Source organism: Amycolatopsis sp. CA-126428, from assembly GCF_002904335.1.
In the GTDB taxonomy this organism is placed as follows: Bacteria; Actinomycetota; Actinomycetes; order Mycobacteriales; family Pseudonocardiaceae; genus Amycolatopsis.
The window spans coordinates 34,867-60,273 of the sequence record NZ_PPHF01000069.1 but is presented as its reverse complement, the minus strand read 5'-3'; the positions used below and the strand labels follow the sequence as shown (position 1 = coordinate 60,273).

The 25,407-nt window shown below is 72.3% G+C and carries 20 protein-coding genes; 10 read left to right on the top strand and 10 right to left on the bottom strand.

Features of this window, described 5'->3' with window-relative positions; translation table 11 throughout:
- Positions 1-57 precede the first annotated feature (57 nt).
- Together C2L58_RS17410 and C2L58_RS17405 are read left to right on the top strand one after the other, a co-directional pair.
- Positions 58-867 (top strand): IclR family transcriptional regulator, encoded by an 810-nt coding sequence (locus C2L58_RS17410; protein WP_103338629.1) that lies wholly within the window; start codon positions 58-60, stop codon positions 865-867.
- 23 nt (positions 868-890) lie between these two features.
- Positions 891-1,697: an NAD-dependent epimerase/dehydratase family protein gene (locus C2L58_RS17405; RefSeq protein WP_103338628.1), complete on the top strand. Its 807-nt coding sequence runs from the start codon at positions 891-893 to the stop codon at positions 1,695-1,697.
- Positions 1,698-1,927: 230 nt separating this feature from the next.
- On the opposite strand, the gene C2L58_RS17400 is transcribed toward C2L58_RS17405, so the two are convergent.
- Both C2L58_RS17400 and C2L58_RS17395 read right to left on the bottom strand, forming a co-directional pair.
- On the bottom strand, positions 1,928-2,590 hold the full coding sequence (locus C2L58_RS17400; RefSeq protein ID WP_103338627.1) for a Clp protease N-terminal domain-containing protein: 663 nt from the start codon (positions 2,588-2,590) through the stop codon (positions 1,928-1,930).
- Positions 2,590-2,796, bottom strand: a complete 207-nt coding sequence (locus C2L58_RS17395) for a helix-turn-helix domain-containing protein (RefSeq protein WP_199191314.1) — start codon at positions 2,794-2,796, stop codon at positions 2,590-2,592. Before C2L58_RS17395 ends, C2L58_RS17400 begins: the two co-directional genes overlap by 1 nt.
- A gap of 112 nt (positions 2,797-2,908) precedes the next feature.
- Between C2L58_RS17395 and C2L58_RS17390 the strand changes: the two genes are divergently transcribed.
- Positions 2,909-3,640 (top strand): polysaccharide deacetylase family protein, encoded by a 732-nt coding sequence (locus C2L58_RS17390; protein WP_233225774.1) that lies wholly within the window; start codon positions 2,909-2,911, stop codon positions 3,638-3,640.
- On the opposite strand, the gene C2L58_RS17385 is transcribed toward C2L58_RS17390, so the two are convergent.
- Positions 3,582-4,571 carry a histidine kinase gene (locus C2L58_RS17385; protein ID WP_103338626.1) on the bottom strand — a complete coding sequence of 330 codons (990 nt, stop codon included), beginning with the start codon at positions 4,569-4,571 and terminating at the stop codon, positions 3,582-3,584. The genes C2L58_RS17390 and C2L58_RS17385 overlap by 59 nt on opposite strands.
- A 22-nt stretch (positions 4,572-4,593) precedes the next feature.
- Between C2L58_RS17385 and C2L58_RS17380 the strand changes: the two genes are divergently transcribed.
- Together C2L58_RS17380 and C2L58_RS17375 are read left to right on the top strand one after the other, a co-directional pair.
- Positions 4,594-5,172 (top strand): response regulator transcription factor, encoded by a 579-nt coding sequence (locus C2L58_RS17380; RefSeq protein WP_103338625.1) that lies wholly within the window; start codon positions 4,594-4,596, stop codon positions 5,170-5,172.
- A gap of 128 nt (positions 5,173-5,300) precedes the next feature.
- Complete coding sequence (locus tag C2L58_RS17375; protein WP_103338642.1) at positions 5,301-6,572, top strand: right-handed parallel beta-helix repeat-containing protein; 1,272 nt, start codon at positions 5,301-5,303, stop codon at positions 6,570-6,572.
- Here C2L58_RS17375 and C2L58_RS17370 read toward each other — a convergent pair.
- Entirely contained in the window at positions 6,562-7,179 is a 618-nt protein-coding gene (locus C2L58_RS17370) for a TetR/AcrR family transcriptional regulator (protein WP_233225773.1), read from the bottom strand. The genes C2L58_RS17375 and C2L58_RS17370 overlap by 11 nt on opposite strands.
- Before the next feature lie 56 nt (positions 7,180-7,235).
- Here C2L58_RS17370 and C2L58_RS17365 point away from each other — a divergent pair, with 56 nt between their 5' ends.
- The gene (locus tag C2L58_RS17365) at positions 7,236-7,856 is read left to right on the top strand and encodes an MSMEG_1061 family FMN-dependent PPOX-type flavoprotein (protein ID WP_199191309.1); all 621 of its coding nucleotides are present in this window, start codon (positions 7,236-7,238) and stop codon (positions 7,854-7,856) included.
- 10 nt (positions 7,857-7,866) lie between these two features.
- Positions 7,867-8,739: a PDR/VanB family oxidoreductase gene (locus tag C2L58_RS17360; RefSeq protein ID WP_199191313.1), complete on the top strand. Its 873-nt coding sequence runs from the start codon at positions 7,867-7,869 to the stop codon at positions 8,737-8,739.
- Here the strand turns inward: C2L58_RS17360 and C2L58_RS17355 are convergent.
- The gene (locus tag C2L58_RS17355) at positions 8,713-8,919 is read right to left on the bottom strand and encodes a hypothetical protein (protein WP_233225772.1); all 207 of its coding nucleotides are present in this window, start codon (positions 8,917-8,919) and stop codon (positions 8,713-8,715) included. The two genes, C2L58_RS17360 and C2L58_RS17355, sit on opposite strands and share 27 nt — an antisense overlap.
- A gap of 610 nt (positions 8,920-9,529) precedes the next feature.
- Here C2L58_RS17355 and C2L58_RS17345 point away from each other — a divergent pair.
- The 3 genes from C2L58_RS17345 to C2L58_RS17335 all read left to right on the top strand — a co-directional run bounded on the left by C2L58_RS17345 (position 9,530) and on the right by C2L58_RS17335 (position 13,981).
- Positions 9,530-10,405, top strand: coding sequence for a helix-turn-helix domain-containing protein (locus C2L58_RS17345; protein ID WP_103338622.1), 876 nt, complete (start codon positions 9,530-9,532; stop codon positions 10,403-10,405).
- An 82-nt stretch (positions 10,406-10,487) separates the two neighbouring features.
- A complete protein-coding gene (locus C2L58_RS17340; RefSeq protein ID WP_103338621.1) occupies positions 10,488-12,239 on the top strand; it encodes a maleylacetate reductase and hydroxyquinol 1,2-dioxygenase domain-containing protein in 1,752 nt (583 codons plus the stop codon).
- Positions 12,236-13,981: an FAD-dependent oxidoreductase gene (locus tag C2L58_RS17335; protein ID WP_103338620.1), complete on the top strand. Its 1,746-nt coding sequence runs from the start codon at positions 12,236-12,238 to the stop codon at positions 13,979-13,981. The genes C2L58_RS17340 and C2L58_RS17335 overlap by 4 nt, the downstream gene beginning before the upstream one ends.
- 132 nt (positions 13,982-14,113) lie before the next feature.
- Here C2L58_RS17335 and C2L58_RS17330 read toward each other — a convergent pair whose 3' ends face one another.
- From C2L58_RS17330 to C2L58_RS17310, 5 genes are all read right to left on the bottom strand, one after another.
- On the bottom strand, positions 14,114-15,028 hold the full coding sequence (locus tag C2L58_RS17330) for a peptidylprolyl isomerase (RefSeq protein WP_103338619.1): 915 nt from the start codon (positions 15,026-15,028) through the stop codon (positions 14,114-14,116).
- Positions 15,029-15,094: 66 nt separating this feature from the next.
- Positions 15,095-17,380 (bottom strand): glycosyl hydrolase family 95 catalytic domain-containing protein, encoded by a 2,286-nt coding sequence (locus tag C2L58_RS17325; protein WP_103338618.1) that lies wholly within the window; start codon positions 17,378-17,380, stop codon positions 15,095-15,097.
- Positions 17,381-17,406: 26 nt separating this feature from the next.
- The gene (locus C2L58_RS17320) at positions 17,407-19,725 is read right to left on the bottom strand and encodes a glycosyl hydrolase family 95 catalytic domain-containing protein (RefSeq protein WP_103338617.1); all 2,319 of its coding nucleotides are present in this window, start codon (positions 19,723-19,725) and stop codon (positions 17,407-17,409) included.
- 205 nt (positions 19,726-19,930) lie between these two features.
- Positions 19,931-21,346, bottom strand: coding sequence for a M1 family metallopeptidase (locus tag C2L58_RS17315; protein ID WP_103338616.1), 1,416 nt, complete (start codon positions 21,344-21,346; stop codon positions 19,931-19,933).
- 88 nt (positions 21,347-21,434) lie between these two features.
- Positions 21,435-25,310, bottom strand: a complete 3,876-nt coding sequence (locus C2L58_RS17310; protein ID WP_103338615.1) for a Pls/PosA family non-ribosomal peptide synthetase — start codon at positions 25,308-25,310, stop codon at positions 21,435-21,437.
- Positions 25,311-25,407 lie beyond the last annotated feature (97 nt).

Here is a 25,407-nt window from a genome sequence, read left to right as displayed (position 1 = left end):
GTTCGGGACGCTAATATGGCCGGGGTCACAAGTCAACGGCCGGACGGAGGCGCACAAATGCCGCAGAAGGTGGACAACCCGGCAGCGGCCGACGGCGCCCCCGCCGAGAGCTCGGGCGTCAAGTCCGCCCGGCGGGCCGTCGACCTCATCGAGACCTTCGCGGCCAACGACGTCTGGCTGTCCTTGTCGGACCTGCACGCGCGCACGGGCTTCCCGCGCTCGTCGCTGCACGGCCTGCTGCGGACGCTGCTGGAGGCCGGCTGGCTGGAGGCGGACGCGAACACCGCCCGCTACCGCCTCGGCGTCCGGGCGCTGATCTGCGGCACGGCGTACCTGGACCGCGACGCCGTCGTCCCGTTCGCCACCGAAGCGCTGGAGCGCATCCGGGAGAAGACCGGCTTCACCGCCCACTTCGCGCGCCGCAACGGCACCGAGGTCGTCTACCTGGAGACGCGCGAGTCGCAGCGGTCGACGCACCTCGTCTCCCGCGTCGGGCGCACGCTGCCCGCGCACGCGACCGCGCTGGGCAAGGCGCTGCTGGCCGAGCTGACGCACGACGAGATCGAGGCGCTGATGCCGGCGACGCTGACCGCGCTGACGCCGAACACGATCACCACGCTCGAAGGCCTGCACGCCGAGTTCGCCGCCACCCGCGAGCGCGGGTACGCGGCCGAGGTCGAGGAAGGCACGCTGGGCGTCCGGTGCGTCGCCGCGGTGATCCCCTACCGCATCCCGGGCACCGACGCGATCAGCTGCTCGATGCCGATCGCCCAGGTGACCGACGACGACGCCCGCCGCGTCGGCGAACTGCTCGCCGAGACCACCGCCGAGCTCGGGCAGCAGCTGCGCCGGGCCGGCATCCGTTAACCCTTCTGTGTGAGAGGAACCCCATGACGGACCAGCGCGTGCTCATCACCGGGTCGGCGGGAGTCGTCGGCACCCTGATGCGCCCCCGCCTGCGGCGCCCGGGCCGGGTGCTGCGCCTGCTCGACCTGGCCCCGCAGACGGCTTCGGACGCCTCCGAAGAAGTGGTGACGGCGTCGGTGACCGACCCGGCGGCGATGGCTTCCGCGTGCGAAGGCGTCGACGCGCTGATCCACCTGGGCGGGCACAGCCGCGAGAACTCGTGGGAAGCGACCCTGGACGTCAACATCAACGGAACGCAGACGGTCCTGGAGGCGGCGCGGGCCGCGGGCATCCAGCGGGTGATCCTGGCGTCGAGCAACCACGCGGTGGGCTTCCGCCGGGTCGATTCCGACCTGCCGGCGGACTCGTCACCGCGGCCGGACACGTTCTACGGCGTCAGCAAGGCGGCGATCGAGGCACTGGGAAGCCTGTACCACTCCCGCTTCGGCATGGACGTGATCGTGATCCGGATCGGTTCGTGCTTCGAGACACCGTTGCCCCTGGGCCCCCGCGGCCTGACGACCTGGCTGTCCCCCGACGACGGCGCCCGGCTGTTCGAGGCGTGCCTTTCGGCGCCTTCGCCGGGCTATCGGCTGATCTGGGGCGTCTCGGACAACACCCGCCGCATCTACTCCCTGACGGAGGCGGAGGCCCTGGGCTACAAGTCCCTGGACGACGCAGAGGTGTACGCGGACCAGCTGGCAGAGAAGCCGGCCCCGACGGGCCCCGCAGCCGAGTACGTCGGCGGCCCGTTCTGCACGGCACCACTGGGCGTCTTCAACCCCCTCTGACCAACCGGAGCGGAGGAGGCCGAAGGCCTCAGCCCCGAAGGGGCATCCAGACCCCCCGCAACCCCGATCCGAAGCCAGAACACGGCCGGCGGCACGTTGTCAAGGCACGCTTTTCCCGCCTTGACAACGTGCCGCCGGCCGTAGTCACAATCAGGCTTCGGGGTGGCGGAACCGCCTATTAACGCCGGATCGCGCGATTCCCCCCACCAAGAGGCCGGAGTGGAGCGCCCTCAGTGCACCAGGGCGGCCAGCGCCGACGGAGCAACCGGCGCCCGGCCCGTCGTCCGCTGATAACCACGCACGATGTCACGGCATCGAGCCTGCCGCCCCAGCCGGCGCTCGACCCGCAGCAGCCGGTTGCGCCGCGGCGGCGGGTAGGCCGAGGCCAGCCGGACAAGCAATTCCCGCCGGTCGGCACCAGCCGCGCGCACCGCCCAGTCGGCGCCAGAATCGAGCGCGAACAGCACCAGCGCGACATGCTCGATCCGGTGCTCACGTTCCCGCCGGGCGAGAGCGAGGCGCAGCGAAGCCGCGTAGGCCGCCTGGACATCCAAGCCGATCGGCGGTTCCGCCCGGGCACACAACCGCCGGACCCGGGCGACCCCAAGCGGCAACAGAGGCTCCTTGACCGGCGGCCGGTCCGCCAGTTCCGCCGGCAGCGGGCCCAGATCGATACCCAGCACCGTCAGCGCCTCGCGGTCCGCGGCCACCCCGGCACCGTCCGGCGCCGCCCGCAGGACCGCCCGCTCGATCCCCGCGAGTCCGATCAGCGGTCCTTCCGTGAGGGCGAGCAGCAGGTGTTCGCTGCCGACGCGGACGTGCCCGAACTCCCGCGCCAGCTCACCGGCGCGGCGGAACACCCGGCCGACCGCCGGATCGTCACCTCGGAACATCAGCCCTCCCGGCCACGGTGCTTGCGGTGCACGGTCTGCTTGGTGACGCCGAGCCGGTCCGCGATGTCCTGCCACGACCAGCCGGCTCGCCGGGCCGCCGCCACCTGCTCGGTCTCCAGCTGCTCGGCCAAGCGCCGCAACCGCGCGACGGCCCGCAACGCGATGTCCGGGTCGGAGCTGCGCACGGTGTGCTCGAAATCGGTCATCAGGCTCACGTCGTCAGCATATGCTGACTCGATCGAGGGCGTCAACATATGCTGACGGGTACTAGTACCTTTGCGGCTTCCCGCGTCCCGGCACCGCCGCCAGGGTGGCGGCATGATCTTGAAATCCCGCCGGGCCCGGAAGTGGGCGATCGTCGTGGCGAGCGTGCTGGTCGTCGTGCTCACCGGTGCGGTCGTGCTGTTCGAGGTGTCGAAGTCGCGGACCTTCCAGTTCTTCGGCACCTTGGTGGACCGCGTCGACACCACCGAAAAGCTCGTCGCCCTCACCTTCGACGACGGGCCCGATCCCGCGGGCACGCACGCGATCCTGGACACGCTGCACAGCCGTCAGGTGCCCGCGACCTTCTTCCTCATCGGCCGGGAGATGGCCGCGCACCCGGACCTCGCCCGCGACATCGCCGCCGCCGGGCACGAAATCGGCAACCACAGCTTCAGCCACGACCGGATGATCGGCGTGACGCCGTCGTGGGTCGCCGACGAGGTCGAAGCCACCGACGCCCTCATCCGCGCGGCCGGGTACCACGGCGAAATCCTCTTCCGGCCACCGAACGGCAAGAAGCTCTTCGTCCTCCCGCACTACCTGGCCGAACACCACCGCACGACGATCACCTGGGACGTCGCGCCGGATTCCGACGGCACCCCGGACGCGGCCACCGTCGAAAGCGCTGTCCTCGGCCAGGTCCGGCCGGGCTCGATCGTGCTGCTGCACGCGATGTACGGCTCCCGCGAGCAAACCCGGCGAGCGATCGGGCCGATCCTCGACGGGCTCAAGCAGCGCGGCTACCGGTTCGTGACCGTGACGCAGCTGCTGGCAGCTCGACGCTGACCACCCACTCGCCGTCCCGCGGGCCGCGGGTCAGCGCTCCCCCGGCCGCCGCGGCCTGCTCCGCGAGCCCGGCCAGCCCGTAGCCGTCGCCTTCGTGCGAAGTGCCCTTGAGCGTGTTCCGCGCGGTGATCGTCAGCCGCTCGCCCGCTTCGACGTCGAGCCGCAGCCGGACGCCGGGACCGTTGTGGCGCAAGGCGTTCACCGCCGTTTCCGCGACGAACCGCTCGGCCAGCTCCCGCACCGGGCGCGGCAGCGCGGGCAGCACCGGGTCGCGGTCGAGGACCAGTCCCGCGGTGCGGAGCCGGGCCAGCACCTCGGCGAGGTCCGGGGCGCGTTCGGCGTCCGCACGCAGGTCGTCCAGCGTGCGGCGGACGAGGGTCAGCGCGCCCCGGCCGGCGGCCAGGAGGGTGTCGAGGCGTTCGCGGTCGGCGTCGGTCAGGTCGCCGACCGCCCGCAGCGTCTCGGCCTGCACCAGCATGACGGCCGTGGTCTGGGCGAGCGTGTCGTGCAGCCGCCGGGCCGCGCGCTCGGCCCGGTCGGCGAGCGCGCGGCGGCGTTCGGCGCCGAGCAGCCAGGCCACCGCGGCGATCGTGATCGCGAGGACCGTGCCGTCGAGGGGGCCTTTCGCCGGGAACACGGCGGCGCCGACGACCAGCGCCGAGGCCGCCGCGAGCCACCGCTGCGGCGTGCTGTGGAGGGCCAGCAGCACCGGCACGTACATCGTGTTGCGCGGCTGGTCGAGCAGCAGGTGCCCGGCCGTCGCGAGGGTCACCACGACGAGCACGACGGCCGGGGCGCGGCGCGACCACAGCAGCGGGACGAGCTGCGCCGCACTGAGCCCGGCGGCGAGCCACCCCTGCTGCGGCGTCCACGCCCCGCTGGCGAAGAACACCGCGGCGACGGCCGTCGTCGTGACGAAAGACTGGCGCATGCGCCGACAGTAGAGTGCGGGCGTGATCCGGGTTCAGGTCGTCGACGACCACGCGCTGGTGCGCGAGGGCATCGCGCTGATCCTGGGCGCGCAGCCGGACCTCGACGTCGTCGCGCAGTACGCGAGCGGCCCGGAACTGCTCGCTTCGGCTGTCGAAGCCGACGTCGTGCTCCTCGATCTGTACCTGCCCGGGATGGACGGCCTCGAAGTCCTCCGCCGGCTCGGCCCCTCGGCGCCACGCGTGCTGATGCTGACGACGGTCGGCCGCCCCCGGGAGATCCGCGAAGCCCTCAGTGCGGGCGCGGCCGGGTTCGTGTTGAAGGAGGCGTCGGGCGACGAGCTCGCGGCCGCCGTCCGGGCGGCCCACCAGGGCGTGACGGCCCTGAGCCCGGCGGCGGCAGCCGCCCTGAGCGGCGGCGGTGTGCTGACGCCGCGGGAGCGGGACGTGCTGGAGCTGCTGGGCGAAGGACTGTCCAATCGCGACATAGCGGCCCGGCTCCGGCTGGCCGAGCGGACGGTGAAGGCGCACGTCGGCAACGTGCTGGCCAAGCTCGGGGTGACCAGCCGCACGCAGGCGGCTCTCGTGGCGAAGGACCGGTGATCCGGCTTTCGCCCTGGTGCACGGCGCACCGGGTTCCCGGCCGCTCACGCCCGGGAGACAAGCGGTGAAGTGAGGCGGAGTCCGGCCTTGTACGTCGCGTGTACCGGCCCGGCTTACCGTCGCACGCCATGTCGAACCAGTGGAAACTGCTCTCACTCGGCGTGTTCGCCACCCTCGTGACCGGCACAGTCACCGCCACCGGGGCCGCCGCCGCGCCGAACACCTACTACGTCGATCAAACCCTCGGCAACGACAACGCGGCCGGGACCGCGGCCGCGCCGTGGAAGTCGCTCGCCAAGGTCGCCGCGACGGAACTGAAACCCGGCGAAACCGTGCTGCTCCGCCGCGGCCGGACCTGGACCGGCGGGCTCAGCGTCTTCGGCCACGGTTCGGACTCCGCGCCCGTGACCATCGGCGCCTATGGTGACGGCGCCCGCCCGATCGTCCAGGGCAACAAGGAAGCCTGCGTCAACCTGCCCGGCGACCACCTCACCGTGCGGGACCTGCAGATCGGCGTCGCGGCCGATGCCGGGCGCTGCTCCTGGGCCGGCGTCGAGGTCGGCGGGGACCACGACAAGGTCCTCTCGAACTACATCACCGGCGCCGGCGCCGGCGTCTACATCGCGCCGAGCGCCGACGGGACCGAAGTCACCCAGAACGACCTCGTCGACAACAACCACATGACCGTCGTGACACCGGGCGGCAACGACGACTCCGGCGCGTTCGCGATCCTGGTGCAGGGCAACGGCTCCGACATCGGCTGGAACCGGATCAGCGGGTCGATCGCCGTGAGCGAGGACTTCGGCGGGCTCGACGGGGCCGCGGTCGAGGTCTTCTACGGTTCGGACAACGTCATCCACCACAACCTTTCCGAAGACAACGAGTCCTTCACCGAGCTCGGCACCGACGCCGAGGACCCGGACGGCGTGTCGCGCAACAACGTCTACGAGTACAACGCGGTCTTCGGCGCCAAGACCCGCGGCGGCATCGTGACGCGCGGCGCCCAGGACGGCAACGGCCCGGTGACCGGCACCGTCTTCCGCAACAACTCCGTCCGGCTCGGCAACGCCGAATCCGAAGGGTTCGTCTGCTACGGCGGCTGCACCGACCAGACGCTCGAGCTGACCCAGAACGTCATCCAGGCCGCGATGAAGATCGGGTACGCCGACCCCGGCTGGACCGCGACCGACCACAACGTCTTCTCCGGCGGCCAGCGGCAGTTCACCCCGGGCGCCACGGACAAGGTCGCCGACCCGAAGTTCACCTCCGCGACGAACCTCGTCCTCAAGAGCGGCAGCCCGGCCATCGGGCTCGGCGTCAGGAAGTACGCCGGCATCGACGTCGACGGCAACACCGTCGGCACCCGGATCGACGCCGGCGCCTACCAGTTCACCCCTTGACGTACCGCGTCAGCATCGCGACCATCTCGTCCTCGAGCCGCCGGGCGTCGATCGGGTCGGGCTCGGCCAGCAAGTCGTGGACGGCCAGCTCGACCGTCGCGAAGATCAGGCGGGCCGCGGTGGCGGTGTCGGCGACGCGGACCTCGGGATGGCCCTCCAGGAGGACGCGGGTGTGGTCGACCATGGTCCGCTTCATCCCGTCGAGCCGCGCGATCAGCTCGTCCGACCGCGGGGCCTGCTCCCGCAGCATCCGCAGCAGGTGGGGGTCGTCGAGGTGGGCTTCGACCGCCAGCCGGACGAAGACGCGGAAGACCTCCTCGATCGGGCCGGGCAGCGGGCCGGCCAGGAGCTTCGCCAGGGCCGCCGTGCCGTCGTCGAGGTGCCGGGTCAGCAGCTCGGCGAGGATCGCGTCCTTGTTCGGGAAGTACTGGTACAGCGAGCCGATCGAGATGCCGGCGCGCTCGGCGATGCGGTTGGTGGTGCCGGCCGGGTAGCCGTGATCGGCGAAAACGTGAGCAGCCGCGGTCAGGATCCGCTGCCGGGTCAGCTCGGCGCGCACCTGACGCGGCTGTTTACGTGGCTGGATGCGGCGCTGGTCCGGCGTCACCGAAGCCTCCGGGAAAGCGAGTAGTCAAGATCTGAATGTTTGCTCATAATTGTGTCATGACCAGCACAAATATGCTGCATCGTGTCTCCCCGGCCGACGTGCGGGCCCAGCTGGGCGAGCCGGAGGCGATGATCAAGGCCAAGATCGGCGACCGCATCGACGAGCACGCCCGCCGCTTCATCGCGCACTCGCCGTTCCTGACGCTGGCCACCGCCGACGCCGCGGGCCGCGCCGACTGCTCGCCCCGCGGCGACTACCCCGGCTTCGTCAAGGTCCTCGACGAGCGCACGGTCGCGCTGCCCGACCGGGTCGGCAACAAGATCGCCGACTCCTTCCGCAACATCGCCGAGAACGACGGCGTCGGCCTGCTGTTCTTCGTCCCCGGCATGCGGGAAACCCTGCGGGTCAACGGAAGCGCGTACGTCACCGACGACCCGGACGTGCTCGCCCGGATGCGCACCGAGGCGAAGGCGCCGACGCTGGCGATCGTCGTCGACGTCGCCGAGGTGTACTTCCACTGCGGGCGCGCGCTGATCCGGTCGCGCATGTGGGACCCGGCGAGCCAGGCGCTGGCCGCGGAGCTGCCGTCGGCCGCCGAGATGGCCGCCGAGAAGATGAACGTCGACCCGGTGCTGTTCGAGCAGCTCCTCGAAGACGGCTACCGGAAGCTGTACTGACGTGCCCGACATGCAGAAGACGATCCTGGACCGCGTCGAGCACGTCACCGACGACGTCGTCACGCTGGTCCTGCGCGGCGACGAAGGTCCCTTGGCCCCGTGGGAGCCGGGGGCGCACATCGACCTGGAGCTGCCGAACTGGCTGACCCGCCAGTACTCGCTGTGCGGCGACCCCGGTGACCTGTCGGCCTACCGCATCGCGGTCCGCCACGACCCGCTGAGCCGCGGTGGCTCCGAGTACGTCCACCTGTTCCTGCGGCCGGGCCGGACACTGTCGGTTTCGTTGCCCCGCAACCACTTCCCGCTGGTCCCGGCGGCGGAGTACCTGTTCGTGGCGGGCGGGATCGGGATCACGCCGATCGTGCCGATGCTGCGGTCCGCCGTCGCGTCCGGTGCCGCGGTGACGCTCGTGTACGCGGGCCGGTCCCGGCCGTTCGCCGCGGAACTCTCGTCGCTTTACGGAGACCGCGTGCGGCTCGCGCGCCCCGATTTCCCCGCCCTGGCCGAAGAGTTCCCGGCCGCGGAGGTGTACTGCTGCGGCCCGGCGTCGATGGTGGACGCGGCCGAGGCGGTGTTCCCCGGGGTGCACACCGAGCGGTTCGAGCCCACCCGGCGGACGTTCGGGCCGGACACCGCGTTCGAGGTGGGGTGCGCCCGGTCCGGGGGCACGATCCGGGTCCCGGCGGACGAGTCGCTGCTCGACGCGCTGAACCACGCCGGACGGCCGGTGGCGTCCGCGTGCCGGGAAGGGGTCTGCGGCAGCTGCGAGATCACGGTGCTCGAGGGGGAACCCGAGCACCGCGACGACATCGGCGCCGCGCCGGGCCGGATGTACCCGTGCGTGTCCCGCTCGCTGTCACCGCGGCTCGTGCTGGACCTCTGACCGGACCCGCGGGCCGATCAGCGGCCACGCGACGACGTAACCGGCCGCCGCGACCAGGCCGCCGCGGACCGCGCCGATCAGCAAGCACCGGACCCAGTCGTAGCCGCTGACCCTGCTCACCGGGTCCGTCAGCCCGAGCAGCGCTCCCACCACCAGCCCCGAGCCGAGCCCAGCCGCCACCACTGCCCGGCCGGTGCGGGGCAGCGGGTCCCGGGGTGACCGAGACGGCCGGTTCGCGTGCCTGGAGGGTCGGTTGGCGTACGTGGAGAGTCGGTTCGGGCACCTCGGCGGGCGGTTCCTGAGCCGCTCCTTCCTGAGCCGCCCCTTCATGAGCCGCCCCTTCCTGAGCCGACCCTTCCTGAGCCGACCCTTCCGGTACGCGAGCCGACTCCCCCGGTACGCCGGTCGACCTCTCGGGTACGCAAGCCGACTCCCCCGGTACGCCGGTCGACCTCTCGGGTACGCGAGCCGCCCCTTTCAGGCGGAGCCGGCGATGTCCCGGATGCGCTGTTCGCGGCGGATGGCGACCATGCCTTCGACCAGCGGGGGCCACTTCGGGCGCCCGGAATTGTCGGTGCCCTCCGGTAGCGTGGAAAACGGGGGGCGCCCCCGCGGCGGGGGTGCTCGGCGCGGCATTCGGCGCCGGGCAGGCCGGGCAGCCACAGCCACCGGGCCGGCGGTACCACGGCGGCCGGGTGCGCGAAGGTGAACGGCAACCGGTGTCTGGCTCTCCGGCCGCCCAGCTCAGGGCGGGTACCATCGCGCTCAGCCTCGACGTCGAGGAGGCAGCGTGGGCGAACTCGGGCTGGCCGACACCAACGGCATCCTCGCGCTGCCCTGGGTCCGCCCCGACCGGACCAGCGCCGGCCTCGGCTGGGACCGGGTCTACGTCTCCCGCCAGCGGGAACGTCCCTACCGCGCCGAGTTCGGGGCCGCCCGCAGCCACCAGCTGATCCTGCACGTCGACGGCCCGGTCACCGTCCGCCGCGGGGTCGGGACCGCGCGCGAACAGAGCCGGCGGATGCCCGCCGGCGGGCTCTTCCTGCAGCCGTCGCACGCCGAGCTGTCCGTCGAACTCGGCGGAGCGCTCGACACCGTGCACGTCTACCTCGCCGACGACGCCGTGCAGGACGCCGCCGGGGAGCACGCGCCGGTGCGGCTCGCCGAGGAGCTCGGCAGCCACGATCCGCTGCTCGAACAGCTCGTGCTCGGCCTCGACGGCGTCGTCCGCGACTGGGAGCCGGGCGCCCGCACCTACGCCGACCAGCTCGGCGCCCTCGTCGCCGCGCAGCTCGTGCGCCGGCACCGCGCGGGGCCGGTCCCCGAGCCCGAGCCGGCCCGCGGCCTCTCCGACCGCCAGTTCGCGCGGGTCCGCGACCTGATGGCCGAACGGCTGGCCGAGCCGGTGCCGCTGGCCGACCTGGCCGCGCACACCGGGCTGAGCGTCAGCCGGTTCTCCCGCCGGTTCAAGGCCCGCACCGGCCTGCCGCCGCACCGCTACCTGCTGCGGCTGCGCGTCGAACAGGCCGGGCTGCTGCTGCGCACGGGCGACGACCCGATCGCCGAGATCGCCCTCCGCTGCGGGTTTTCCCACCAGGAGCACCTCACGCGGGTGCTGCGCGCCCAGCTCGGCACCACACCGGCCGCGCTGCGCCGTTCCCGCTGACGCTGAACAACGCGCGTTTCGTGCCGTCGCGCAGCACGAACGTGCAGGACCGGGGCCCTTTGCGGCTTGAATACTGCCTCGCATGACCTCGTTCAGCTACGCCGCGAACCCCGTCCGGGTGGTCTTCGGCTCGCTCGACACGCTCGGCACGGAGGCGGACCGCCTCGGGCTCGGCCGGGTCCTGCTGATCGGCCGCCCGCGCCACGGCGACCGGGCCGCGGCGGCGCTCGGCCCCCGGCTGGCCGCGCGCTTCGAAGACGCCACCACGCACACCCCGGTCGACGTCACCGAACGCGCGCTCAAGGTCGCCGCGGAGAACGACGTCGACGGCGTCGTCGCGATCGGCGGCGGCTCGGCGACCGGCCTGGCCAAGGCCATCGCGCTGCGGACCGGCCTGCCGCAGCTGATCGTCCCGACGACGTACGCGGGTTCCGAGCTGACGTCCGTCCTCGGCGAGACCGCCGACGGCCGCAAGACCACCCGGCGGACCCCGGCGGTCCGGCCGGAAACCGTCCTCTACGACGTAGAGCTCACCCTCTCGTTGCCGGTCCCCGTGTCGGCGGCGAGCGGGCTCAACGCGCTCGCCCACGCCGTCGAAGCGCGTTACGCCCCGGACGCCAACCCGATGACCGACCTGCTCGCCGCGGAGGCGGCGAAGCTGCTCATGAACGCCCTGCCGCGGATCGCCGCCGATCCGTCCGATGTGGACGCCCGGACCGACGCGCTGCGCGGGGCGTGGCTCGCCGGGACGTGCCTCGACGCCGTGTCGATGGGCCCGCACCACCGGCTCTGCCACCACCTCGGCGGCAAGTTCGGGCTGCCGCACGCCGAGACCCACGCCGTCCTCCTCCCCCACGTCATGGCGCACCAGGGCCTCGACGACGCCGCGGAGGTGTTCGAACTGGCCGCGTCGCTCCCGATCCCGCATTCGCTGGCCGAGCTGGGCCTCACCGAAGCGGACATCGAGGGCGAGCCGGAAGCGGACCTGCTGCGCGCCGCGTTGCACGGCGTCCGCCCCGCGCTGCCGCCGAGCCTCGATGCACTCACGAAACAGGTGGTCGACAGCTTCGCCGGGGCGCCGGACCGGGTCCGCCTGCTCCTGACCGACCTCGTCGAGACCTTGCACGGCTACGCGATCCGCACCGGCCTCACCCAGGACGAGTGGGAGTACGCGATCGGCTTCCTGACCCGCGCCGGGCACATCACCACCGACACGCGGCAGGAGTTCATCCTGCTGTCGGACACCCTCGGCGTGTCGAGCGTGGTCGACGTCCTGACCAACTCGCGGACGCCGGACACGACGCCGTCCGCCGTCCTCGGGCCGTTCTACGTCGACGGCCCGCCGGAGACCCCGCAGGGCGCCGACCTCGCGGAGGGTCTGCCCGGCACGCCGCTGTCGGCGGACATCCGCGTGGTCGACACCGCGGACACGCCGGTCGCGGACGCGATCGTCGACGTCTGGCAGTCCAATGAGGACGGTTTCTATGACGTCCAGCTGCCCGAGGTGGACGGTCCGGTGCTGCGCGCCCGCTTCCGGACCGACGCCCAAGGACGGCTCCGCTTCCGGACGATCGTGCCGAGCGCGTACCCCATCCCCGCAGACGGCCCCGTCGGGCAAATGCTCGACGCCGTCGGGCGGCACCCCTACCGGGCGCCGCACGTGCACTTCATGATCGCCAAACCCGGCTACCGCACGTTGATCACGCAGCTGTTCGTCGCCGGCGGCGAATACCTCGACTCGGACACCGTGTTCGGCGTCAAGGACGGCTTGATCGTCGACTTCTCCGAAGGCCGGCTCGACTTCACCTTCCGCATCTCAGGGAGCAGCGAATGAGCTACGACACCGACGTCATCGTGGTCGGCAGCGGCCCGGCCGGTGGCGCCGCGGCGCTGCTGCTGACCACCTACGGCGTGCCCACGGTGCTGGCCACCAAGTACGGCTGGACCGCCAACACCCCGCGCGCCCACATCACCAACCAGCGGACCATGGAGGTGCTGCGCGACCTCGGTGTCGAGGACAAGGCCCTGGCCGCCGGGACACCGCCCGAGCTGATGGGCGACACCGTGCTCTGCACGTCGCTGACCGGGCCGGAGATCGGCCGGATCGCCAGCTGGGGCACCGGCGACCGGTCGGCGGCCGAATACGCCGCCGCCAGCCCGTGTCACATGATCGACCTGCCGCAGACCTACCTGGAGCCGATCCTGGTGAGCGAGGCCGCCGCGCGCGGCGCGAAACTGCGGCTGGACACCGAGTTCCTGTCCTTCGCCCAGGACGATTCCGGGGTCACCGCGCGGTTCCGCGACCGGGTGCGCGGCGACGAGTTCACGTTGCGCGCCAAGTACCTCATCGGTGCCGACGGCGCCCGCAGCCGCGTCGCCGAGCAGGCCGGGCTACCCATCGCCGGGCAGACCGGCAAGGCGGGCAGCATGAACATCACCTTCACCGCCGACCTCGCGCGGTACGTGGCGCACCGGCCGAGCGTCCTGTACTGGGTGATGCGGCCGGGCGCGCACCTCGGCGGGATCGGAATGGGCCTGGTCCGGATGGTGCGGCCGTGGAACGAATGGCTGCTGACCTGGGGCTACGACATCGCCCAGCCGCCGCCCGAAGTCGACGCCGAGGAAGCGACGCGGCTGGTGCGCGACCTGGTCGGCGACCCTGCGCTGGACGTCGAAATCACCTCGACGTCCCTGTGGACGGTCAACCACAACTACGCGACCGAGTACCGCAGCGGCCGGGTGTTCTGCGCCGGGGACGCCGTGCACCGGCACCCGCCGTCCAACGGGCTGGGCTCGAACACGTCCGTCCAGGACTCGTACAACCTGGCGTGGAAGCTCGCGATGGTGCTGCGCGGAGAGGCGGGCGAGGGGCTGCTGGACAGCTACACCGCCGAACGAGCGCCGGTGGGCAAGCAGATCGTCGACCGGGCGAACCTCAGCCGCGACCAGTTCGGGCCGATCTTCGCCGCGCTCGGCATCTCCGGCGACACGGACGCCGACGGCATCACGGCCGGGCTCGAGACCTGCCTCGCGCCCACGGCCGAGGGGGCGCGGAAACGGCGTGAGCTGGAGCAGGCGATCGAGCTCAAGCACTACGAGTTCAACGCCCACGGCGTCGAGCTGGACCAGCGGTACGTGTCCGGGGCCGTGCTGCCCGACGGCGTCCCCGCTCCTGGTCCCGACCGGGATCCCGAGCTGTTCCACCGGCCGAGCACCGAGCCGGGGGCGAAGCTGCCGCACGCGTGGCTGGTCGGGCCGCACGGGCGTCGCGTGTCCACTTTGGACCTCGTCGGCGGCGGCCGCTGGACGGTCCTCACCGGCCTCACCGGCACGCTGTGGCACGACGCGGCGGCCAAAGTGGGCGCCGAGCTGGGCCTGGACCTGCGGACGGTCCGCATCGGCGACCCGGGCGTCCGCGACGCCTACGGCGACTGGTCCCGCCTCAGCGGCATCGACGAGGACGGCTGCCTCCTGATCCGCCCCGACGGCTACGTCGCCTACCGCCACCCCACGCAGTCCCCCACGCCGGCCAAGGCCCTCCTCACCGCCCTGCGCACCCTCCTCGCCCGTGATTGAGGAGTCGACTCGCGTGATTGCATGGTCAACTCGCGTGATTGGGGCGACGACACGGCGAGCCGGCCGCGGCAGCTCGTGTCGACCCTTCAATCACGCGTGTCGACCTCTCAATCACGCGTGTCGGCTGTTCCATCACGGGGTGGTGACCCCGGTGAGGGTGACGGGGGTCTTCGGGGGGCCGCTGCCGTCGCCGATGCCCGGCTTGGACTGGTCGATGCCGCCGCGGGCGACCCGGTCCAGGGTGGCCAGGCCGGGGTCGTCGATGCTGCCGAACACCGTGTACTCGGGCGGGATGCCGATCTCGCCGAAGACCAGGAAGAACTGGCAACCGCCGGAGTCCGGGGCGGACGTCTTCGCCATCGCGACGACGCCGCGGCCGTAGGTCAGCTCGGGGAACAGCTCGTCGCGGATCGTGTAGCCCGGGCCGCCGGTGCCGTCGCCGACCGGGTCACCGCACTGGAGCATCCGAAATCCCGGCGTCACCGACAGCCGGTGGCACGACGTGCCGTCGTAGAAGCCCTGCTTCGCCAGGCTCAGGAAGTTCACCACGGTGCACGGCGCCAGCGCGCGGTCCAGGGTGAGCCCGAGGTCGCCCGCGGTCGTCGCCAGCCGCACCTCGACCGTCCCGGTCGACGGCGCCGGCCCGTCGGGCGGCAGCGTGGCCTTCTTCGGCGCCGGTGAGGTCGAGTCGGGGGTGAACGCGCACGTCACCGGGTCGGCCAGCGGCTTCGCCCGCTTCGGCATCGTGGCCCGGCCACCCGGCAATGTCACCGGGGTGCTCGGCCCCGACGGCGGCGGAGTCACGACCGTCGCCGGCGGGGCGGGCCGGTGCCCCGGCGCGACCTCCGCCTGCCCGTCCAGCTCACGCAGGAACCCGGGATACCCCCAGGCCAGGAAGGCCAGCACCATCAGGACGACGACCCCGGCCGACCCGGCGATCAGCACCACGGCGGCCGGGGACGTCCGCTTCGGCGGCACCGGTGGCCGCCACTGCGGGTACTGGTACGGCGGCCGGCCCTGCCCGGGTCTGCCGTCCGGCTCGCTCATCCACGCTCCCGTCGTCGGAGAGCACCATTCTGCCGTGCGGGCCGCCGCTCCGGGCGAAAACGCCGATCACGGCAGACCCCACGGCGCACTCGCCCCACCGGGCGCGACCGGCCGGACGCCGAAGTCGGGCCGATCCCCCTTCCGGTAGACGAACGCGTCCTCACCGCAGCCGAGTTCGACCTGGACGTCCCCGGTGGCCAGCCGCCGCCAGCGCCGGGCCCGGCCCCGCGCGTCCGTCACCGCGAGTTCGCCGTCGATACCCGGCCGCAGCACGCACGGCGCCCCGGCCTCGCTGTGCACCTTCAGCCAGCGCGTCTTCCCGCCGGTGCGGGACGCGCTGAGCAGGAACGCGCCCTCGGTGCGGAAGTCCCGCAGCGCGACGTCGCCCCAGGCCGCGGGCACCGCCGGGAACAGCCGGACCACCCCGCCCCAGCTCTGGACCAGCATGTCCTGCAGGGACTTCGCCGCCGAAAGCGGCGTCTCGATGACCGGCCCGGACTCCTTGTACATCGTGTTCGGCTGGATGTACCGCCGCTGCAGCTCGCCGAGGTAGAACGCGGCCTGGTCGCCGCGCAGCATCTGCGCCGAGATCGACGCGGCCCCGGTGAACGTGTAGCCCTGCAGCGCCCCTTCGAAGCCGACCCAGTGGTTCAGCGACGTCTCGATGATCGCCCGGTGCTCCGGCTGCTCCCAGGTGACGTCGTAGAGCGGGTAGATCTGCAGCAGGTGCGAGTAGTGCCGGTGCGACTTCGCGAACGGCACCCCGGCGCCGATCATGTAGCCGTTGGCGTCGGCCGGGTAGTCCACCAGGGTCGCCAGGACGTTCCGCCACTTCGGGGCGAGCTGATCGCCGGGTGCCGTCTGGAGCAGCGTCTTGCAGCCCCAGCGGATCAGCGAGAGGTCGTAGTTGCAGTCCGGGGCGTTGACGCCGTACTCGGGCGAGAACGTCGGCGGCAGGTGCAGCTTCCCGTCCGGACCGGGCGCGAGGAAGTGCAGGTAGTAGTTGATCGCCTTGCGCAGCAACGGGAACAGCGTGCCGTGCAGGAGCCTCCGGTCCATCGTGTGCCGGTAGGACAGCCACACGTTGTGCAGCGCCCAGGTCAGGTTGCCGACCTCCGGCGTCGGCGTGTCCTGCCCCGGGATCCCGACCGGGAACCCGCTGGTGGCGTTCGAAAGGCCGTTGAGCAGCGTCATGTCGGTCGTGCGCGGGATCCCCGCCGAATCGGCCTGGTACGGCTGCGCCACCTGGCTGGTGAGGTTGGCGCGGTACTTGTCCAAAGCGTAGCTGACCGCGTCCAGCTCGAGGTGGTTCGAGCCCTGGATGAGCCAGTATTCGAGCTGGACGTTGAGGTTCCACCACGTCGCCGGCCACGGCGTGTTCTCCAGCCACGGCCCCGACGTCGCCATCACCGGCGCCTCGCGCCGGGCCGCCGAAGCCACCTTGTACAGCTGGATCCAGTAGAAGCCCTGCAGCCGGGTGTCCGGAATGGACAGGAAGCTCCGCCGGTAGTAGTCGTGCCACCAGCGCCGGTGGTCCTGGGTGAGCGCACCGAACTCCGGCGCCCGGCGGACCGTGCCCAGTGCCCGCGTCACCGACGTCTTCTCGGGGTGCGACCACGCCACCGACGTGTACAAGGTGCGGGCGCCGCCGCGGGTGACTTCACGCCACGCCGTCACGTGCTCGCCACCGGCCAGCAGCGGCTGGACGGCCAGCCGCGTGTCACCGCTCGCCGACAGCTGCACCGGCGGGTTCGCGGTGTACCCCGCCGGCGGCGGCTTGTTCCACACCGGGTCGGCCCGCGGGCTGACCGCGACCGCCGGGTGGAACACCCACTTGAACCCGCGTTCGCCCTCGGACGGGCGGATTTCGACGGCGAGCAGCGACTGTCCGGTGTGGACGATCGCGCGCAGGCTCAGGCTGCCCGCCGCGGTCGTGATCGTGCCGGTCAGCTCGGCGTTCCACAGGTCCATCCGCCAGTCGATCGCGGTGATCGCCCCGACCGGCTCGAGCGTGAAGTACCCGATCGGCAGCCGGGCCAGGCCGAACAGCGAGCCGAACTCCGGGCGGTGGTCCTGGACCTGGCTGTGCTGGACGTTGAACCGGAGCGCGTTCTGCCCGGGTTCGGCGTAGATGCCGGAACCGAGGAACCCGTTGCCCAGGAACGGGCCCTCGTACCAGGTCTTCGGCAGCCGCCGCCAGTACAGGTCCGCGGCGCCCAGGAACCCGGCCCAGCCGAAGTCGTCGCTTCCGGGTGCCGCGGCCGCGGCCGCTTCCGCGAACGCGGGGGTCATGCCGGCGACGGCCAGCCCGGCGAGCGCTCCGCCGAGCACGGTCCTGCGGGTGATGTCCATTCCGACCTCCTTGTCGAAAGCGGGGTTCAGTTCGGCAGGCCCCACGCCGGCGCGGGGCCGAGCGCGGGGACGTCCCGTGGCGTGAAGTCCGGCCGTCCGCCCCGCGGGGTGACGACGGCGGTGCCGCCGCGGCGCAGCCCGATCGCGATCCGGCCGGGGCCGGCCGCCCGCCACGGCAGCCGGCGGCCGTGCTCGTCGCGGACGTCGACGTCCCCGGCGACGCCGTGCTGGAGAACCAGCGGCTCACCGGCTTCGCTGTGCACGCGGACGAACTCGGTCTTGCCGTGGCGACGGGAGGCGTCCACGAGGAACGCGCCCTCCGCGCGCAGCCCGGCGATCGAGGCGTCGCGCCAGGTCGCCGAGACCGACGGGAAGACCTTGAGCACCCCGCCGGATCCCTGCATCAGCATGTCCACCACGGACTGGGCGGCGGTGATCGGGCTCTCGATGGCGAAGTTGGACCCTTCGCGGTACATCGTGTTCGCGGTCAGCTCGGTGTCGGCCACGACGTTCCGGTCGAGGAAGAACTTCAAGTACCGCAACGCTTCCTCGGGCGCGTCCATCACCGAGTTCATCGACGACGCCGCCGCGTAGCTGTAGCCGTGCCACGCCGTCTGGTCGGCGGCCCAGTGGGCGAAGGTGCGCGTCATGAGGTCGCGGTCGCCGGGTGCGTCCCAGACCTTCTCCCGCAGCGGGTACAGCCAGAGCAGGTGCGAGAAGTGCCGGTGCGAGGCGGCGAGGGGGACACCGTCGCCGATCAGTACGCCGTTCGCGGGATCCTCGTGGTAGGGCACGAGTTTCGCGCCGATTTCGCGCCAGCTCGGCACGCGCGGCTCGTCGAGGCACAGGATGCGGGCGGACTCGACGAGCGTGCGGGCCGCCCACCGGATCAGCGACAGGTCGTAGGTGCAGTCGGGCGCGTCGGCGTACTCCGGCGACCGGGTCAGCGGCAGGTGCAGCAACCCGTCCGGGCCGGTGAACAGGAAGTGGCGGTAGAAGTTCAGCGCCTTCGCCAGCGTCGGGTACAGGACATCGCGCAGCACGCGCTTGTCCAGGTGGTGCCGGTAGGACAGCCACACGTTGTGCAGGCCCCACAGCAGGTTCCCGGTCTGGTCGGTCTTGGACGTCGTCCCGGGGACGCCGACCGAGCGCGTGCCGCCGGGGCGCAGCCGCCAGTCGCCCGGGTGCGAGAGGGCGAACGTGTCGCCGTCGCGGTACGCGGGCGGGACGGACACCTCGAGGTTCGCGTGGTCGCGCCGGAAGGTCTCGGTGACGGCGTCGAGTTCGGGGTGGTTGCTGCTGTTGACGATCGGGTAGGTGACCTGGACGTTGAGGTTCCACCAGACCGCGGTCCAGCTGTTGCCGACCTCGGGGAACCACGGCCCCCATTCGGAGACGACCGGCCCGTCCGCGCGGGTGGCGGCCGCGATCTTGTACAGCTGGATCCAGTAGAACCGCTGCACCTGCTTGTCCGGCACCGAAACGAAGCTGCGCCGGTGGTAGTCGTTCCACCAGCGGCGGTGCCGGGCGAGCAGCGCGTCCGGCGGCGCGGCAAGCGCTTTCCGGACGGCCGCTTTCGCGTCGGCAGTGTGGGTGGTGGCCGGGAAGCTGTAGGCGACGGCGGCGGCGAGCAGCCGTCTCGTGCCGATCGCGCGCTCCTGCCACGCGGTGGTGTACCCGCCGCCGGCGAGCAGGGGCTGCGCGCAGTAGCCGTCCCCGGTCTCGGGCGCCGGGTTGGCGACGTACTCGGGCGGCTTGCGGACGGTCCGGGTGGTCGCGGATTCCAGCGGCTGGAACGCCCAGGCGGCTTTCGCTTCCCCCGCGCTCGGCGTCAGCGAGACGAGCAGCACACCGAGGTCGTTGTGCACGACGGCGGAGAAGGCGACCGAGCCCTGGGTGGTCGTGATGGTGCCGCCGAGCTCGGCGTTGTAGAGGTCGAGGGTCCAGTCGACGGCGGTGATCGCGCCGGCCAGGGTGAGCGTGAGGAAGCCGATGGGCAGCCGCGAGAGCCCGATCCCGGCTTCCCACTGGATCCGCTGGTCCTGCACCTGGGTGTGGCTGAACATGACCTTGAGCTCTTGCGGGGTCTTGCCGGCGTAGACCTGCGCGCCGAGGTAACCGTTGGCGAGGAACGGGCCTTCCTGCCAGTTCTTCGGCAGCCGCCGCCAGATCATCCGGGCGTCTTCGGCGACGTCCCGGTGCGGGTTCCCACCGCCTCCGCCGCCGCCTCCGCCGCCGCCGGCGAGCGCGGGCGGGGCCGCCCGAGCCCACAAGCCCCCGAAGGCCGCCGCCCCGGCGAGGACCGAGGCAGAGCGAAGCACCGTCCGCCGGGACACTGCGTCCATGAAGCATCCTCCGAATTCATACTACGTTTCGGCGAGATCACGCGGCGGCGTCCGGTCATACTTGCAGAGGGGTGCCCAAAAGGCCAGAGGAGTTCACCCGGAAAGCGGCAGAGACATCCGACCTATCGCCAGCAGCCCTGCCGCGGCTGGTCGTGAGTGGTAAGGAGGGTTAGAACCCTCCTTACCACTCACGACCGGCGACGGGTCAGGGAAGTGGGGGCAACGCCGGGGTGTAAAGCCACCGGGTGAAGAACGCGCTCAGCGACCGCCCCGCGTGCGCCTCCGCCGCGGACACGAACAGCTCGGTCGTGACCAGCCCGTGCCGGTGCTCCTCGGCCCACGACTTCAGCAACGCGAAGAACGCCGGGTCCCCGATCTCCGCCCGCAGCGCGTGCAGCGTCAGGCCGCCGCGCTTGTAGACGCGCTCGTCGAACATCCGGGACACGCCCGGGTCGGCGATCCGCACGTCCGCGGGCCTGGCCTTGATGCGTGCGTACCAGTCACGCGCCAGCACCGCAGCCGAAGCGCCGCCCGACTCCTCCGACCACAGCCACTCGGCGTACGTCGCGAAGCCCTCGTTCAGCCAGATGTGGCGCCAGTCGGCCACCGTCAGGCTGTTGCCGAACCACTGGTGAGCCAGCTCGTGCAGCACGAGCCGCTCGTGGGTGCGGCGGCCGTCGACGTGGTTGGCGCCGAAGATCGCCATGCCCTGGGCCTCGATCGGGTCGTCGAGGGCGTCGTCGGTCACCACGATGACGTACTCGGCGAACGGGTACGGGCCGAACAGCCGCTGCAGGAACTCCATCATCCGGCCCTGCCGCCCGAAGTCGCGGTCGAACAGGCGGCGCAGGCGCGGCGGTACGGCCGCGCGCTGCGGCACCGTTTCGAAGATCGACTCGACCTGGCCGGTCGCGCGCCCGATGCCGAGGCTCAGCCGGCGCAGCCCCACGCCCGTGTGCGGGAACCAGCCGCGGCCGGTCAGCTCGACCTCGTCGTAGCGGCCGATCTGCACGCTCATCAGGTACGTCGCCGTCGGCTCGCGTCGCTCGTAGACCCACTTCGTCGTGCTGGCCGACGTCGTGCGCTCGACCAGTGTGCCGGTGACCGCGACCAGGTACGGCGACGCCGTCGTCACGCTCACCCGGTAGGCCGCCTTGTCCGACGGGTGGTCGTTGCACGGGAACCACGACGGCGCGCCGACCGGCTGGCTCGCCACCAGCGCGCCGTCGGTCAGCTCGTCCCAGCCGACGTCACCCCAGCGGCTCCCGACCGGGCGCGGGTTGCCGACGTAGTGGACCTCGACGGTGAACAGGGCACCCGCCGGGATCGACTTCGCCGGCTTGACGTGCAGCTTCGCGGCGCGCTTGAGGTACTTCGCGGGCTTGCCGTCGACCAGCACGCGGTTGATCCGGAACTCGCCGAAGTCGAGGCTGACGCGGGACAGCGCCTGCGTCGCCTCCGCGGTGATCACCGCCGACGCCGACAGCCGGTTGGGCGCGACCTTGTAGTCGAGGTTCAGGTCGTAGTGCCGGGTCCGGTAGCCGCCGTTGCCGTGGGCGGGCAGGTAGGGGTCGCCGGAGGTGTCCGCGCCGGGTGCGGGAGCAGGAGCCTTCGAAATCACCCGTGCCGAACCTTTCCTCGAGCCGTACTGAAACCAGGCTCGCACGGACGGGTGAGTCCGGCGAGCCTGGTGGGTACTTCGTGACTTTCTACTTGCCCGGCCACGCGGAGATCGGGTTGCCCAGCCAGCGGGTGTCGGCCGGCACCTCGTCGCCGCGGGTCACCAGCGAGCCCGGGCCGACCGTCGTCCGGGCGCCGATGCCCGCGCCCGGCAGCACGATGCCGTGCGGGCCGAGCGTCGCGCCTTCGCCGAGGGTCACCCGGGACATGCTCATGATCCGGTCGTGGAACAGGTGCGTCTGCACGACGCAGCCGCGGTTGATCGTCGCGCCGTCGCCGAGCTCGACGAGGTCGGCCTCGGGCAGCCAGTACGTCTCGAGCCAGACACCCCGGCCGATCTTGACGCCCATCGTGCGCAGCCAGGCGCTCAGCAGCGGCGTGCCGCCGATCGAGCCGATCAGCCACGGCACCGCGAGCGCCTCGACGAAGGTGTCGGCCAGCTCGTTGCGCCAGACGAAAGAGCTCCACAAGGGGTGGTCGACCTCGCGGAACTTGCCGACCAGCAGCCACTTCATGACGGTCGCGGTCAGCGCCGCGACGATCCCGGCGGCCAGCAGGGCGGGCCCGGCCAGCAGCGCGGCGACGCCGAAACCGAACGCCGTCGCCGTCCACAGCAGGCCGAAGGCGACCACGACGGTCAGCGCGACGCCGCACATGACCGGGACGATCCGGCACAGCTCGACCAGCGCCCGCGCCGCCTTGAGGTGCAGCGCCGGGGTGTAGGTGCGGCTCGTGTCGGCGTCGCCGATCGCGCGGCGGACCGGCAGCGGCGGCATCCCGAGGTACGACGAGCCCTTCTTCGCCTTCAGCGGCGTCGAGGACAGCACACCCACGAGCCCGCGCTTCGGCACCGAGCGGCCGGGCGCGGTCATCCCCGAGTTGCCGAGGAAGGCCTGCTTGCCGATCCGCGCCGGGGCGACGTGCAGCCAGCCGTGGTTGAGCTCGTAGGTGGCGACCATGGTGTCGTCGGCCAGGAACGCGCCGCTGTCGACCTTGGTCATCTTCGGCAGGGCCAATACGGTCGACGCCTCGACGTTGCGGCCGACCTTCGCGCCGAGCAGCCGCAGCCACACCGGCGTGAACAGGCTGGCGTACAACGGGAACAGGCCTTCGCGAGCCATGCTCATCAGCCGTTCGGTCGCCCAGACCTGCCACGCGACGCGGCCGTGCACCGGGTGGTAGCCCTCGACCATGCCGATGCTCAGCGACCGGACGCCGACGAGCACGAGCAGCATGTACGCCAGGAAGTACGCGGCGGTCGCCACCGGCACGAAGACCAGCGCGCGGGTGAACGCGTCCAGCAGCGTCGGCGCGCCGGCGATCGCGTAGCCGAGCACGGCGACCCCGGCCAGCGCGGCCACGCCGGGCAGGAAGCCCAGAGCCAGCGAAGTCACGCCGTAGACGGTGGCCCAGAAGTGCGACCGCGGCGGGCGGCTCGACGGCCACTTCAGCGCGTCGCGCTCGTCCTTGGCCACGCGGGCGGCGGGCGAACCGGCCCAGCGCTGCCCGGCCGGGACGGCGCCGCGAACGGTCGACCCGGCCGCGATCTCCGCGCCCTTGCCGACGCGGACACCCGGGAACAGCGTGCTGCGCGCGCCGACACGGGCTTCGGCGCCCACGCGGACCTTGCCGATGTGCACGACGTCGCCGTCGACCCAGTGGCCGGTCAGGTCGACCTCGGGCTCGATCGCGGCACCGCGGCCCAGCTTGAGGAAGCCGGTGACCGGCGGCGGCGAGTGCAGGTCGACGTCCTTGCCGATCCGCGCGCCGAGCGCCTTCGCGTACGTCGTCATCCAGGACGCGCCCGCGACGCTGTCCGCGCCGGAGAACCCGGCGAGCTTCTCGGCCGTCCAGAGTCGCAAGTGGACACTGCCGCCGCGCGGGTAGGTGCCCGGGCGCACACCCGAGAGCAGCACGCGTGCGCCGCCCGCGGCGATGGCGATCCGGCCCGCCGGGCTGAACAGCACCACCCAGGCCAGGCCGATCCACGCCCAGCTCAGCGTCGGCGCCCAGGCGAACCCGAGCAGCGACAGGACGTTCGACAGCGCGGCGGCGAGCGTCGCCCAGCGCAGGCCGACGAGCCCCATCAGCGGGACCATCAGCAGCGTCTGGACCACCCCGGCACGCCGCTTCGTCGGCGCGATGTCCCGGCGTTCGGTGGCCTGGCCGCTCAGCGCGTCCAGCATCGCGGCCAGCGTGCCCAGCTTCGGGTGGGCGTAGATGTCGGCCACCGACACCTGCGGGTGCCGGGTGCGAATGCGGGCGACCACCTGGGCGGCGGTCAGGCTGCCGCCGCCGTGGGTGAAGAAGTCCGCCTTCGGGCTGTCGACCGAGACGCCGAGGATCTCGGCCCAGCCTTCGGCGAGCCACGTCTCGGTCGGGGTCAGCCCGGAAGCCTCCACTGTGGACAGCGGCCACGGGAGCGCGTTGCGGTCGACCTTGCCGGAGGTGCGGGTCGGCAGGTCCTCGACGACGGCGAGCAGCGGGACGAGCGCGGCGGGCAGGTGCTCGCGCAGGCGCGTCGCGGCCTGGTCATGGTCGAAAGGCTCGGTACCCGGAACGACATAACCGACGAGGACCTGGTTGCCCGCCTTCGTGCGGCGGATCGCGGCGGCCGCGCCCTGCACACCCGGGAGGGCCTGCAGCGCGGCGTCGACCTCGCCCAGCTCGATGCGGCGGCCGCCGAGCTTGACCTGCTCGTCGAGCCGGCCGAGGAACAGCAGGCCGTCTTCTTCGGCGCGGACCATGTCGCCCGAGCGGTAGGCGCGCTGCCAGCCCAGCGACGGCAGCGGCGCGAACTTCTCGGCGTCCTTGGCCGCGTCGAGGTAGCGGGCCAGGCCGACGCCGCCGATGACGAGCTCGCCGGTCTCGCCCATGGCGACCGGCTCGCCCTCGTCGTTGACCACGGCGAGCTGCCAGCCGGCCAGCGGCAGGCCGATGCGGACCGGGCCCTCGCCGGTCAGCTGCGCGGCGCAGGCGACGACGGTGGCCTCGGTCGGGCCGTAGGTGTTCCAGACTTCGCGGCCTTCGACGGCGACGCGCTCGGCCAGCTCCGGCGGGCACGCCTCGCCGCCGAAGATGAGCAGGCGGACGTCTTCGAGCGCGTCGGCGGGCCACAGCGCGGCCAGCGTCGGCACGGTGGACACGACGGTGATCTGCTGCGCGACCAGCCACGGGCCGAGGTCGACGCCGGTGCGGACCAGCGCGCGGGGCGCCGGGACCAGGCAGGCGCCGTGCCGCCAGGCCAGCCACATCTCTTCGCAGGAGGCGTCGAAGGCGACGCTCAGCCCGGCCAGGACACGATCGCCGGGACCGATCGGCTCGTCGGTGAGGAACAGCTCGGCCTCGGCGTCGACGAACGCCGCGGCACTCGCGTGGGTGACCGCGACGCCCTTGGGCTTGCCGGTGGAGCCGGAGGTGAAGATGATCCACGCGTCGTCGGCCGGGCCGGGGGTGCCTTCGCGGCCACCGGGCGTGCTGTGCACGTTGATGGCGCCGTCGGTGGCGACCGCCGCGACCTGGGCCTCTTCGAAGACCAGCTCGGCGCGCTCGTCCGGGTCGTCGGCGTCGACCGGCACGTAGGCCGCGCCGACGGACAGGGTGGCGAGAATGGCGATGTACAGCTCGGCGGTGCCGGAGGAGATCCGGATGCCGACGCGATCGCCGAGGCCGACGCCGTAGCTCCGGAGGCGACGCCCGTAGACGTCGATCTCCTCGAGGAGCCGCCGGTAGGTCAGGGTGGTGGTGCCGTCGTCGATCGCGGCGGCGTTCGGGTGCCGCTCGGCGGTGGCGGCGAGGACGTCGAGGAGGGTGCGCTCACCGGCGCCGAGGCCCGACCAGAACAGGGCGCGGTCGGCGAGGGTGACCTCGGGGGCGGAACCGGTGGGTTCGATCGTGACGGTCATCAGGCGTTCACCTCGACCGGAACGAAGACGTGCAGGGACAAACCATGGGCGCGCAAGCCCACCACTCACCTTTCGGGAGCCTCAACCGGGCTCGCTC